Below are 11,911 nucleotides of genomic sequence, written 5' to 3'. Positions count from 1 at the left end.
AAATCTCCACACTCAACTGACGCGTGCTCCACGAGACACCTCCATCACTCGATCATCAACGGCACCCAAGCCGACGATCATCGTTCACTAAAGGAGGTTTTTCATGAAGCTGTTTATTGCCGCAGGCGCATTCATTCTGTTCGTCGTTCCCCATATTGCCCATGCCGAGGATGCGCCCCGGTTCAACGGGTTCTCGTCTGGCGTCGAGGTGAGCCACGATCGCATCAGCGTTCGTCAGGACCCTGGCAATATTGGCGCAACGCGCAGCGCAAGAAAGGATGGGGTCGGATACCGTACTTTCATCGGCTATGACGTTCAGATCGGTAACATCGTGCTGGGCGCCGAAGGGGCCACAGGCGGCGGCGGCAAGGCCGTGCGCCAGACCGGAACGCGCGGCCAATATCTCGTCGATCCAGGGCTGACCTATGATCTTACCGCGCGCTTTGGCTCTACATTGACGCCCGGACTGCTGGTTTATGGGCGGGCGGGTTATCGCTGGCTGCAGACCGATCGCACCACAATCCCGGCGGCGGGCCCCCGGTTGGTGCGGGAGCAAACCGACGGCGGGATCACTTATGGCGGCGGTGCTGAGCTGGCGGTGAACCGGCACATCTCGCTGCGGGCCGAATATAATCGGACCGTGTATGATCGCACCCTGCGCGCGAACAAGGCGGCGCTTGGTGCCGTATTCAAGTTCTGAGGGCAATTAAATAACCAGATCGGTTATTTCATCTTGACATCGTCACGCTGTTTCGGTACATATCAGGAACGCTGAAGAATTGTGATTCGGCGATGAGGACGTGGAGCCATTAGGGGCGGTCGGGCGAAAGCCGGGCCGCCCCTTTGTTTTGGGAACAATGATGGCGCAGAAGGCAACGACGAAGTCACCGACGATCACCGCGCGTCGCGCTACCTTTCTGCAGCATCTGGCGAAGAACGCCAATGTCAGCAAATCGGCCAAGCTGGCCGGGGTATCGACATCGGCGCTGTACGAGCACCGGGCTAAGACCGCAGCCTTTGCCAGCCAATGGGATGCCGCCATCGCCGAGGCGCTCGACGAGCTTGAGCAGCTGGTGATCGAGCGTGCCAAGCGCGGCGTGGCAAAGCCGGTTTTCTATGCCGGTAAGAAGGTCGGCACGGTCCGCAATTATTCGGATGCGCTGGCGATGTTCATGCTCAAGGCGAAGCGTCCGGAGGTCTATGCGCGCCTCCACGCCGAAGTGGCGGTGGAAAGCAATGACGATGCCGCGCGGGCAGAGGTGTTGCGGCGGCTCGCGCGGCTGGACGGGAACGATTGATGCGCGCGATTAGCCTGGCGGCAAGACTTGCAGCAGCGCCTGATCGAGCAACCCTGTTGAACGGGATTGGCGACTGGCGCGCGCTGCTCAATGATTGGTCGTTCTGGGCAGACCCGCGCCAACTGCCGCCGCCGGGTGAATGGCGAGTGTGGCTGATGTTGGCAGGGCGCGGCTTTGGCAAAACGCGGGCCGGGGCGGAATGGGTACGCAGCGTTGCCGAAAGTGATGGCGAAGCACGAATCGGACTGATTGGCGCGACGATCGGCGATGTACGCCGGGTGATGATCGAGGGGGAAAGCGGTATCCTGGCGATTTCGCCTGCCGCGACCCGCCCGAAATGGGAGCCGTCGCGCGGGCGGCTGGTGTGGCGATCCGGGGCGCAGGCGCTTTGCTATTCGGGGGAGAATCCGGATGCTCTGCGCGGGCCGCAACACAGTCATGCTTGGGGCGATGAACTCGCCAAATGGGCCTATCCCCAGGAAAGTTGGGACATGCTGATGATGGGCCTTCGGGTGGGGCAGCAGCCGCGCGCGCTGGTTACGACGACGCCGCGCCCGATTTCGTTGCTGCGCGCGCTTCGTGCCGCCGCCGATACAGTCACCGTGACGGGGAGGACGCAGGATAACCGGATGCTGCCCGATGCGTTCATCTCAGCGATGACCGCTGATTATGGCGGCACACGGCTCGGCCGGCAGGAGCTGGATGGCGAACTGATCGAGGATCTGGTTGGTGCGCTGTGGACGCGGGCGCTGTTGGAAGAATGCAGAGTGCGAACGCTACCGCCGTTGGTGCGCGTCGTGGTCGCGGTCGATCCGAGCGCGAGCGTTGGCGGTGATGCCTGCGGCATCGTGGCAGTGGCGCTAGGCAATGACGGGATCGGTTATGTGCTGGAGGATGCAACCGTCAGCGGGGTGGGGCCAGAGGGATGGGCGCTCGCCGTGGCGGCATGCGCTGCGCGTCACGGTGCCGATCGGGTGGTGGCGGAAGCGAATAATGGCGGTGCGATGGTGAAAAGCGTGCTGATCGCTGCCGATGCTGCGCTGCCGGTGCGGCTGGTGCATGCGTCGCGGGGGAAGGTGGCGCGCGCCGAACCGGTCGCCGCGCTGTATGAAGGCGGACGGGTGCGGCACCTAGGGGCCTTTCCGGCGCTGGAGGATGAGCTGTGCGGGCTGATTACGGGCGGCGGTTATGAAGGGCCGGGACGATCGCCGGACCGCGCCGATGCCCTGGTATGGGGGTTGAGCGAGTTGATGCTGGGGCGCAAGCGCGTGGCGGCGGTGCGGGTACTTTAACCCCGCCGCTTGCGCCGCCACGCATCGTAAACCGGCTTCAGCGTGAAGGCGGCAACGACGCCGCCGAGCATTAACGTGTGTGGATCTTGGAACAGCCAGCCGACACCGGCGATCAGCGCCGAATAGATCGGGATGATGACGAGCATATAGGGGCTGAGCCAGCCAAGCTTGCGCCGCGCGCTATCCTCATCGGCCGCCCACCAGAGGAAGAGGATGATGGGCACACCGAACAGCACGACGAGGCCGGCGGTCACGATGGGCGAGGAGGCGAAGGTCATCGGCATGGGGGTGAGTATAATGAGGTGTGCGCTATTCGACAAATTCGTCACCCTGAACTTGTTTCAGGGTCCAGCGCGCCTCATTGACGACAGACCGGGTGGCGCGGTGGATGCTGAAACGAGTTCAGCATGACGGAGGGGGCAATGGTTCTCTTTCACGTCATCCCCATCTAAGGCCACGCCATGATTCCACGTGAACTGATTGACACCACCCAGGTGCCCGGCGGCGGCGAGATGCGGCTGGTGCGGCGCGGGACCGACTGGTTCATCATGCTGAGCCGCGAGGAATTGATGTCGAGCCGGATGAGCGGTTCGGAGGAGGCGTTGGCCAATTTGGCGTGCGACCGGGTGGGGGCGGATGCGCGGGTGCTGGTCGGTGGGTATGGCATGGGCTTTACGTTGCGGACGTTGCTCGCGCGGCTCGGGCCGAAAGCGCGGGTGACGGTGGCGGAGCTGGTGCCTGCCGTGATCGCTTGGGCGAAGGGGCCAATGGCGGATTTTGCCGCCGGGTGCCTGGATGATCCCCGCGTGGCGGTGGTGGAGGCTGATGTCGGCGCGGTGATCAGGGGAGGTCGCGCAAAGTTCGATGCGATCCTGCTCGACGTCGATAACGGTCCCGACGGGCTGACCCGCAAGGGCAATGACGGGCTCTACACGATGACCGGTCTGACGGCGGCGAAGGACGCCTTGTCCGCGGGCGGGGTGTTGGCGGTGTGGTCAGCGGCGAGCGATGATGTGTTCGCACGGCGGATGCGCGATGCGGGGTTCGCAGTGGATGAAGTGGTGGTGCGGGCCCGCGCGAGCGGCAAGGGCGCGCGGCATGTGATCTGGGTGGGAACCAAGGCGGGCTGAGGCCCACCGTTCGGAGAAAAACATGAACATCTTTGGCTGGAAATCAGCCGGGCGTGAGCAATCGCGCCCGGCTTTATCGCGTTATGCGCTTGGCCCCGGGGCGATGCTCGGCGAGTGGCCTGCGTCCTATGAGGCGCAATTGCGCGAGGGTTATGGGCGCAATGCGATTGCCCAGCGCGCCGTGCGGCTGGTGGCGCAGGGGCTGGGCGGCGCGCCGCTGACCGCATCCGATCCGGCGATCCTGGCGCTGCTGGCGGCGCGATCGGGCGGGCAGGTGCTGGCGGAAACTTTGGCGGCGCAATTGCTGCTGCACGGCAATGCCTATGTCCAGTTTCTCACCGATGGCGACGGCGAACTGGTCGAGCTGTTCGCGTTGCGGCCCGAGCGGGTGACCGTGGAACCTGATGCGCGGGGCTGGCCCGCCGCCTATCGCTACCGCGTCGGGGAACAGGTGACGCGGCTGACGGGGGATGATCCGGGCGGGCGGCCGCAGATCGTGCATCTGAAGGCGTTCAACCCGAGCGATGATCATTACGGACTTGGCTGTCTGGGCGCGGCATCGGGGGCGATTGCGGTGCACAATGCAGCGGCGCGGTGGAACAAGGCGCTCCTCGACAATGCCGCGCGGCCTTCCTGCGCGCTGGTCTATGAACCGAGTGACGGATCGCCGCTGTCGCGCGAACAGTTCGATCGGTTGCGCGCTGAAATGGATGCGAGCTTTTCGGGCAGCGGCAATGCCGGGCGGCCGATGCTGCTGGAGGGCGGCCTGCGCTGGCAGCCATTGAGTATGTCGCCCGCCGACATGGATTTTGCCGGCACCAAGGCGGCAGCCGCGCGGGAGATTGCGATGGCGTTCGGGGTGCCGCCGATGTTGCTCGGCCTGCCAGGCGACGCGACTTATGCCAATTATGTCGAGGCGAACCGGGCGCTGTGGCGGCTGTCGATCCTGCCGCTGGCCGAGACGATCTTTGCCGGGCTGGTGCAAGGGTTACGCGGCTGGTTTGGGGGTGCGGCGATCGGCGTGGATCTCGACCGGGTGACCGCGCTTGCCGAGGACCGCGAGCGGCTGTGGCGGCAAGTGTCGGCCGCCGAATTTCTGACATTGGAGGAGAAACGAGCGATGGTGGGGCTTTAAGCGCCGTGATCGCAGCGCTGGCGTTTTTCATCCCAGCGCCCTCCGGAATCCAGACATGAATCGACGGCGAGAAATTCCCGCACGCGATCAATTGTGGGCTCGGTGATCGCAACGAGCGCGATCAAGACGACCAAAATCAAAATCCATTTTCGCGACATCGTCAAAACCTATCAGGCCAAGTCGTCGCGACAAGCAGGAGGTCAATATGAATGATGGGACGGTACTCGTGCAGCTGGTAACGCAGGCGCAGGAACAAGGTGCAGATCTTTCGACATTGCGCGCGATCGTCGAGGAATCGGGCGATCTGGGCGCAACCCGCGCGTTAGTGCGGATGGGGCTTGATGATGCCGGCGCAGGGCGTGACCTGGGCGAGCTTCGCGAGCTTCTCGCCGCGTGGCGCGATGCCAAGGCGTCGCTCTGGAAAACCGGGCTTGCCTGGCTGGTTCGGTTGCTTGGTGCGGTCGGCATTGCAGGCATCGCCGTGCAGCAGGGACTGGCGGGCTGGGGCAAATGAGCGTGCGCTTTGCGGGCTATGCGGCGGTGTTCGACGCGGTCGACCGGGGCGGTGATGTGGTGCGCCCCGGCGCGTTCGGGCGGATCGTGCCGGTGCCGTTGCTGTGGCAGCATCACGGGGCACCCGTTGGCGTGATTGAGCAGCTGAGCGAGGACAAGCGGGGTCTGCGCGTGATCGGCCGGATCGATGATGCGCGGCTCGCCGGGCTGGTGCGCGGCGGCGGGGTGAAAGGGCTGTCATTCGGTTATCGGGTGAAGGCGGCGCGACATGGTCCCGTCCGTGAGTTGAAGGCGGTCGATTTGATCGAGGTGAGCTTGGTCGCGCAGCCGATGCAGCCGCTGGCCAGGGTGCATGCGGTGACACCCTGGGTGAGCGGCGAATAATCGCTTGCCCGGTTAATTATTTGCATCTACGGTAAATTAGGTGAAGATAGACTTTGATCCCGCAAAAGACGCTGCCAATTTGGTGAAGCACGGCATCGCGCTGTCGGATTTTCAAGGGTTTGATACCCCACCGGTCGTGATTGTCGACGACCGCTACGACTATGGCGAAACGCGATTTCGGGCGTTTGGGCGGATTGGCGGGGCAGGGTTCTGTCTGGTCTATTGCGAGACAGCGAGGGGCATTCGCGCCATCAGTTTTCGGCGGGCCCATGACAAGGAGATGCAGCGTTATGCCTAAGCCCCCACCGCCGGCTGATTTTGATGAAAACCCCTTGTGGACAGAGGAGGATTTTGCTCGTGCTCGCCCGGCAGATGGGGTGCATCCGCACCCTATCGCCGCCGCGCTGGTGCGTAAACCAGGTCGTCCTGTCGGCACTTTGCGAAGCGAGCGGCAACAGGTTTCGCTTCGTTTGCCGCGCGACGTGATCGATCATTTCAAGGCAGGTGGACCGGGTTGGCAAACCCGCGCCGTGGCTGTGTTGGAACGCGAGGCACGCAAGAAGCGCTGATCGCTACAGAAGACTAGCCCGCAAACCAGATCGGGGCGGCAATCGCTGTCGCCCTTCCGCCATCCGCCGGATGGCTTTCCTCCCCGGGATATTCGCGGGGAGTTTTTTGTGTTGGGAGAATGACATGACTGATGTGACGATGGATGCGCTCGAGGCGAGCTTTGAGCATGTCGAGGTGCCCGGTGGCGTGGTGCGGCCGGTGTTGAGTGGCGCGCGCGAGCCCGGTGGCGCGGCGTTCGAGACGTTTCTGCGGAGCGGCGCGAGCGTCGAGATGAAGGCGTTTACGGGGGTGACGGGCGATGCGGGGGGCTTTGCGGTGCCGCGTGAAATCGATGCCGTGATTGATGCCACGCTGAAAAGCATCTCGCCCATTCGCAGCATCGCCAATGTCGTGAAGGTCGGCTCGGCCGGCTATCGCAAGCTGATCACCACCGGCGGCACACCTTCGGGCTGGGCAGCGGAAACAGGCGCGCGGGCCGAAACCGCGACGCCGACATTTGTCGAGATCGCGCCATCGATGGGTGAGCTGTTCGCCAACCCCAGCGCGAGCCAGGCGATGCTCGATGATGCGCAATTCGATGTCGAGGCGTGGCTGGCGGGCGAAATCGCGATGGAATTCGCCAAGGCCGAAGGGGCGGCGTTCGTGAACGGCAACGGCACCAACCGGCCCAAGGGGTTCCTGCAGGCCCCCAATGCCGCCACCGCCGATGCAACGCGCGCCTTTGGCACGCTGCAATATGTGGCAAGCGGCGCGGCGGGGGATTTTGCCGCCAATCCGCAGGACAAACTGATCGACCTGGTGCAAACGCTGCGCGGGCCATATCGTCAGAATGGCAGCTTCGTGATGAATTCGAGCACGTTGGCGCGGATCCGCAAGTTCAAGACCAGCGATGGCGCGTTCCTGTGGAGCCCGAGCCTTGCGGCGGGGCAGCCCGCCACCTTGCTTGGCTATCCGGTGATCGAGGCGGACGACATGCCCGATATCGCCGCGAACAGCCTGTCGATCGCGTTCGGCGATTTCCGCGCCGGGTACATTATCGCCGAGCGGACCGAGACAGCGATCCTGCGTGATCCCTATTCGAACAAGCCGTTCGTGAATTTCTACGCGACCAAGCGCATCGGCGGCTGTGTGAGCAATTCGGAAGCGATCAAGCTGATGAAGTTCGCCCTCGCCTGATCGACGGTGTGCCGACGCGGCACCGGATCAGCCCGATCGCTGATCCGGTGCTGTGCGGCGTAAATCGCTGATAGCGCGGCCAACAAAAGGACCTGGATGATGAATAATGGTGAACCCGGCAGCGTGCTGCTCGGGACGACGGACCGCGCGAGCGCGGTCGCGGCGGTCAAGACGATGCTGCGGATCGACAGCAGCGATGATGACGTGCTGATTGCGGCACTGGCTGAAACGGCACTTGGCCTGGCCGAACAGTTTCTGGGCCAGGTGCTGATCACGCGGACGGTGCGGCAGAATTTGCCGGCGCTATCCGGCTGGCAGCGGTTGCTGGCCGCGCCGGTACAGGCGATCACGCAGGTCGAAGGGCTCACAGCGGCTGGCACTGCAACGGTGCTGCCGGTCAACGCCTATGAAATTGATATCGATGCGCGCGGCGATGGCTGGGTGCGGCTGATCGACGGTGGCGGTGCCGCGCAATTGCGCGTGACGTGCATTGCCGGGCGCGCCGAGGCATGGACCAGCCTGCCCGCCCCGGTGCGGCAGGGGGCGGTTCTGCTGGCGGGGTATCTGTTCAGCGAGCGCGACACGACCCGGCCACCACCCGCCGCGATCACCGCGCTGTGGCGACCCTTTCGTGGGCTGGCGACGGCCCGGGCGGTGCACACATGAGCCGCATTGAGGAGCGCGCCAAAACAATCGCGAAAGCCGCCAAGGATGCAGCGATCGCGCGCGGCGTGGAGGAAATCGAGCGCGCCATCGGCGATGAATTGCCGGTCGTCGTCAGCGCGGTCGAGCAGGGCATTGAGCTGAAGGGGCGCGGGCTGCTGCGGCGGCTGGTGCGTGATCCGCGGCTGCGCTGGATCGGGCGGTTGCTGCGGTGAGCGCGGCAGCCCTGTTACACATCGCGATGCTGGCGGCATTGCGCAACGACGTGGCGTTTGGCGGTGCCCTGAACGGTGTGTTCGAGGGGCCAGCCGTGAAGGCGACCGCGCCTTATGCCGAACTCGGCGAGCTGGTTGTCATCGATTGGGGCGCAAAGGGGCTGGCAGGGTGTGAGCTTCGCCCGGCAATTTTCATCCGCGATCGAGCGCAAGGCCCTGCGCGGCTGCATGCCCTGGCAGCGGCGGCAGACGCAGCGATGGCGGCGATCCCCGCTGATCTGGGCGGGTGGCGGATCGCGAGCCTGGCCCTGCTGCGATCCCGCATCATCCGCGACGGGCCGGGGGCATGGGTGGCGATCGTCGAGCACCGGGTCCGGATTCTTGAAACAGCATAAGGAGCAGAGATCATGGCAGCGGAAAAAGGCAGTGCCTTTCTGTTGAAGGTGGGGAATGGCGGTTCGCCGGTTAGCTACGCGACGATTGGTGGGCTGCGCACGACGCAGCTGTCGATCAATGGCGAGGCAGTGGCGATCACCTCAAAGGATTCAGGCGCGTGGCGCGAATTGCTGTCGGGAGCAGGCGTGCGATCGGTGAGCGTGTCAGGCGCCGGGGTGTTTACGGGGTCTGCAGCCGAAGTGCGGATCAAGAATAATGCACTAGCGGGGGTGATCGACGATTACCGGCTGAGCTTTGAAAGCGGCGAGACGCTCACCGGGCGGTTCCTGGTGACGCGGCTTGATTATGCTGGCGATTACAACGGCGAGCGTAGCTACACGCTGAATCTGGAAAGCAGCGGCGCGGTGATAAGCGCATGAGCGGCACCGAAACGGCCATTGCCAACACTGCACGGGGCGAAGCGACCTTGCGCGTCGGCGGCGTACCGCTGGTGCTGCGGCCGAGCTTTCAGGCTTTGGTCGCCGCCGAGCAGGAACTGGGGCCGCTGTTTGCCCTGGTCGAACGTGCAGCGGACGGGCGGCTGGCGCTGGGCGAGATGGTCGGCCTGTTCTGGCACTGCCTGGCCGAGTGCCCCGAGGGGATGACCCGCGATCGGCTGGGGGAGGCGGTGGCGGCGGCGGGGCTGGCCCAGGCGACCCCGGTGCTGCGCGTGCTGCTCGGGCAAATCCTGTCCGGTCGATGAATTTCACTGATGCGGCCGGGCGACTGTCGGGGATGGCGGGTGCGCTGCTCGGCTGGTCGCCTGATGCATTCTGGCGAGCCACCCCGGCGGAGCTCGAAGCGGTGCTGCGCGCGCTTGCGGGCGATGCCGCGCCGCCGCCCCCGACCCGCCATGAAATCGCGCAATTGATGGAGGCTTTCCCCGATGGATGAGGAAATCGATCGGCTGGTGGTGCGAATCCGCGCCGATACCAGCGGCTTTGTGCGCGATGTCGAGCAGATCAGGGGGTCGCTGGGCGGGCCGCTGGAACGCGCGGCGGATGCTGCCGGGCGCGGGATCGAGAATGCGCTGTTGCGCGCGGTGCGTACCGGCAAGCTGGGGTTTGACGATCTCAAGCGGCTGGCGCTGTCGGCGCTTGGTGAGATTGCGAGCGGGGCGATCCGCGGCGGACTGGACGCGCTTTTCGGTGGCGCAAGCGGTGGTCTGGCCGGGGTGATTGGCGGCCTGTTGGGCGCGCCCGGTCGCGCGACGGGCGGGCCGGTGACGCCGGGCCGGGCCTATATGGTGGGCGAGCGTGGGCCTGAACTGTTCGTGCCAACCAGCAGCGGGCGGATCGATACCGGTTCGCCCGGCGGTGGCGGGCGCGATGTGCGGATCGCGATTACGATCAATGCCGGTCGGGCAGGAGGCGGCGATGCCCTGCAGGCGCTTACCCGATCGAGCAGGCAAGTCGCGCGGGCGGTGCGCGCCGCGATCGACGCGGCAGACAGCTGATGGGCCATTGGCTGGCAACCGAACGGACGGTGCAGGATGAAGGTGTTGTTACACGCTTCGATCCGCGTTTCTGGACGGTAAACTTTCCGCGCCCGATGATGGCGAGTGTTGTGTCGACGGCGCCCGATGGCCTTCGCGTCGATGCGATGTTCTACCGTACCGATGACCTTGCCGGGCTGATCTGGGCAAGCGAGGACGTGATCGATCACCCGCTGCTGCGCTATGAAACCGCGCGCGATTATCGCGGGTGCACGCTTCGGTTTCGCTGGCAGTCGGCGGGGGTGATGCCGCTCAATGCCGTCAACGGCCCGACGCTGACGATCGAGGGGCGCGATGCGACGGGCAATCCACGCGCCTGGTTCGTGCGGCTATGGAACTATGCCAGCGGTTCGCCGGAGGACGCGTTAATCGCAATCGATTTCGATGCGCTTGACGCCGGCTTTCTGTTGCCTGACGAGGGCGATCCGGTGTGGGCGGGCGATGTCGACCGGCTGTTCATCTCGATCGTGCCCCATGGCTATTCGGGGCTTGGCGCCAACCTGCCGGGTCCGGCCGAAGTGCAACTGACGCTGAGCGATATCGTTTGCGACGGGCCGGGTTCGGTGCTGGCGATCGGCGATGTGATGGTGCCCGAACACGGCATTGGCATCGCGAGCGGCTATGACGATAGTTATAACGTGACGCCCGCCCGGCTGCTGCGAGCGGCGCTGCAGCTCGGCTATCGCGGCGACATCATCCATTATGTCGGGATGAGCCACTATCTCCGGCTCGAGGCGAATTCGGGCGGGTTTTATGCGAGCCTGGCGGGCGGGGCGATCAACGTCGCGACCGCGGCCTGGCACCGCGATTTCGCCGAGCGGGCACGGGCGCTTGGCTATGGTATCATCTGGTCGCTTAGCTACGAATTGTTCGATGCCTATTGTTGGGGCGACTGGAAGCAGCGCGCTGCCGATGGCAGCCCGGCGCTGACCGGGTGGGTGCCGCCATCGACCTTGCTGTCGCCCGCGCATCCCGGCGCGATGGGGTATCTGCGGCAGATCGCGCAGGCTTTTATCGCCATTGCGCTGGCGGCGGGGTTGGCGCCCAAATTCCAGGTCGGCGAGCCCTGGTGGTGGGTGATGCCCGATGGCCGCCCTTGTCTTTATGACGATGCCGCCCGTGCTGCCTTTGGCAGTAACCCACCCGTCATCACCGATGTGCGCGGGCCGAAATCGGCGGCGGCAATCGCGCTGCTGGATCAGGCGGGCGCCATGCTGGCGGCATCGACCGCTGCGCTGGTGAACGCGGTGAAAGCCGTGGCACCCGGATGCCAAACGCTTGTGCTCGCGTATCTGCCGAGCATCCTCGATGAGAACGCACCCGAAGTGCAGCGGATGAACCTGCCGGTCGGCTGGGCAAAGCCCGCTTTCGATGTGCTGCAATTGGAGGATTATGACTGGGCGTCGCGTGGGCAGGTGGGGCTGAGCGAGGCGGGGGTAGCGCTGGCGTGTGCGCGGCTGGGCTATCTCGTTGAACAGCAACATTATCTCGCCGGGTTTGTCGCTCGGCCAGACGACCGGGCGCGGTGGGCGGCGATTGATGAAGCAGCCATGCGCGCGGAACAGCGCGGGGTGGCGCGGACCTATATCTGGGCGCTGCCACAGG

General features: G+C 64.9%; 20 protein-coding genes. 18 read left to right on the top strand and 2 right to left on the bottom strand.

Annotated elements, in window-relative coordinates; all coding sequences use genetic code 11:
* Positions 1–103 precede the first annotated feature (103 nt).
* From B7Y49_RS07830 to B7Y49_RS07820, 3 genes are all read left to right on the top strand, one after another.
* Entirely contained in the window at positions 104–700 is a 597-nt protein-coding gene (locus tag B7Y49_RS07830) for an outer membrane protein (protein WP_374127027.1), read from the top strand.
* Positions 701–860: 160 nt separating this feature from the next.
* On the top strand, positions 861–1,298 hold the full coding sequence (locus B7Y49_RS07825) for a hypothetical protein (protein ID WP_374127026.1): 438 nt from the start codon (positions 861–863) through the stop codon (positions 1,296–1,298).
* On the top strand, positions 1,298–2,590 hold the full coding sequence (locus B7Y49_RS07820) for a DNA-packaging protein (protein ID WP_374127025.1): 1,293 nt from the start codon (positions 1,298–1,300) through the stop codon (positions 2,588–2,590). The genes B7Y49_RS07825 and B7Y49_RS07820 overlap by 1 nt, the downstream gene beginning before the upstream one ends.
* Here B7Y49_RS07820 and B7Y49_RS07815 read toward each other — a convergent pair.
* Positions 2,587–2,874 carry a hypothetical protein gene (locus tag B7Y49_RS07815; RefSeq protein WP_374127024.1) on the bottom strand — a complete coding sequence of 96 codons (288 nt, stop codon included), beginning with the start codon at positions 2,872–2,874 and terminating at the stop codon, positions 2,587–2,589. The two genes, B7Y49_RS07820 and B7Y49_RS07815, sit on opposite strands and share 4 nt — an antisense overlap.
* 177 nt (positions 2,875–3,051) lie before the next feature.
* On the opposite strand from B7Y49_RS07815, the gene B7Y49_RS07810 reads away from it, so the two are divergent.
* Entirely contained in the window at positions 3,052–3,720 is a 669-nt protein-coding gene (locus B7Y49_RS07810) for a spermidine synthase (RefSeq protein ID WP_374127023.1), read from the top strand.
* A gap of 22 nt (positions 3,721–3,742) precedes the next feature.
* Positions 3,743–4,855: a phage portal protein gene (locus B7Y49_RS07805; RefSeq protein WP_374127022.1), complete on the top strand. Its 1,113-nt coding sequence runs from the start codon at positions 3,743–3,745 to the stop codon at positions 4,853–4,855.
* Here the strand turns inward: B7Y49_RS07805 and B7Y49_RS07800 are convergent.
* The gene (locus B7Y49_RS07800) at positions 4,852–4,980 is read right to left on the bottom strand and encodes a hypothetical protein (protein WP_374127021.1); all 129 of its coding nucleotides are present in this window, start codon (positions 4,978–4,980) and stop codon (positions 4,852–4,854) included. The two genes, B7Y49_RS07805 and B7Y49_RS07800, sit on opposite strands and share 4 nt — an antisense overlap.
* Before the next feature lie 80 nt (positions 4,981–5,060).
* Here B7Y49_RS07800 and B7Y49_RS07795 point away from each other — a divergent pair, with 80 nt between their 5' ends.
* The 13 genes from B7Y49_RS07795 to B7Y49_RS07735 all read left to right on the top strand — a co-directional run.
* Positions 5,061–5,369, top strand: a complete 309-nt coding sequence (locus B7Y49_RS07795) for a DUF6127 family protein (protein WP_374127020.1) — start codon at positions 5,061–5,063, stop codon at positions 5,367–5,369.
* Positions 5,366–5,752 carry an HK97 family phage prohead protease gene (locus B7Y49_RS07790; protein WP_374127019.1) on the top strand — a complete coding sequence of 129 codons (387 nt, stop codon included), beginning with the start codon at positions 5,366–5,368 and terminating at the stop codon, positions 5,750–5,752. Before B7Y49_RS07795 ends, B7Y49_RS07790 begins: the two co-directional genes overlap by 4 nt.
* Positions 5,753–5,792: 40 nt before the next feature.
* Positions 5,793–6,050 (top strand): BrnT family toxin, encoded by a 258-nt coding sequence (locus B7Y49_RS07785; RefSeq protein WP_374127018.1) that lies wholly within the window; start codon positions 5,793–5,795, stop codon positions 6,048–6,050.
* A complete protein-coding gene (locus tag B7Y49_RS07780) occupies positions 6,043–6,321 on the top strand; it encodes a BrnA antitoxin family protein (protein ID WP_374127017.1) in 279 nt (92 codons plus the stop codon). Before B7Y49_RS07785 ends, B7Y49_RS07780 begins: the two co-directional genes overlap by 8 nt.
* Positions 6,322–6,445: 124 nt before the next feature.
* A complete protein-coding gene (locus B7Y49_RS07775; RefSeq protein WP_374127016.1) occupies positions 6,446–7,498 on the top strand; it encodes a phage major capsid protein in 1,053 nt (350 codons plus the stop codon).
* A gap of 99 nt (positions 7,499–7,597) precedes the next feature.
* On the top strand, positions 7,598–8,164 hold the full coding sequence (locus tag B7Y49_RS07770; RefSeq protein ID WP_374127015.1) for a hypothetical protein: 567 nt from the start codon (positions 7,598–7,600) through the stop codon (positions 8,162–8,164).
* Entirely contained in the window at positions 8,161–8,376 is a 216-nt protein-coding gene (locus B7Y49_RS07765; protein ID WP_374127014.1) for a hypothetical protein, read from the top strand. Before B7Y49_RS07770 ends, B7Y49_RS07765 begins: the two co-directional genes overlap by 4 nt.
* Positions 8,373–8,771 (top strand): DUF3168 domain-containing protein, encoded by a 399-nt coding sequence (locus B7Y49_RS07760; RefSeq protein ID WP_374127013.1) that lies wholly within the window; start codon positions 8,373–8,375, stop codon positions 8,769–8,771. Before B7Y49_RS07765 ends, B7Y49_RS07760 begins: the two co-directional genes overlap by 4 nt.
* A 12-nt stretch (positions 8,772–8,783) precedes the next feature.
* Positions 8,784–9,191, top strand: coding sequence for a phage tail tube protein (locus B7Y49_RS07755; protein ID WP_374127012.1), 408 nt, complete (start codon positions 8,784–8,786; stop codon positions 9,189–9,191).
* Positions 9,188–9,514: a gene transfer agent family protein gene (locus tag B7Y49_RS07750; RefSeq protein WP_374127011.1), complete on the top strand. Its 327-nt coding sequence runs from the start codon at positions 9,188–9,190 to the stop codon at positions 9,512–9,514. Before B7Y49_RS07755 ends, B7Y49_RS07750 begins: the two co-directional genes overlap by 4 nt.
* Positions 9,511–9,705: a phage tail assembly chaperone gene (locus tag B7Y49_RS07745; RefSeq protein WP_374127010.1), complete on the top strand. Its 195-nt coding sequence runs from the start codon at positions 9,511–9,513 to the stop codon at positions 9,703–9,705. The genes B7Y49_RS07750 and B7Y49_RS07745 overlap by 4 nt, the downstream gene beginning before the upstream one ends.
* Positions 9,698–10,267 (top strand): tail tape measure protein, encoded by a 570-nt coding sequence (locus B7Y49_RS07740; RefSeq protein WP_374127009.1) that lies wholly within the window; start codon positions 9,698–9,700, stop codon positions 10,265–10,267. The genes B7Y49_RS07745 and B7Y49_RS07740 overlap by 8 nt, the downstream gene beginning before the upstream one ends.
* Positions 10,267–11,911: TIGR02217 family protein (locus B7Y49_RS07735; protein ID WP_374127008.1), on the top strand; the 1,645-nt coding region annotated here is incomplete at its 3' end. The genes B7Y49_RS07740 and B7Y49_RS07735, both read left to right, overlap by 1 nt.

The organism is Sphingomonas sp. 28-62-11, assembly GCF_002278865.1.
Classification (GTDB): Bacteria; Pseudomonadota; Alphaproteobacteria; order Sphingomonadales; family Sphingomonadaceae; genus Sphingomonas.
The sequence above is the reverse complement of the archived record's forward strand: the minus strand, read 5'-3'. Positions and strand labels throughout refer to the sequence as shown.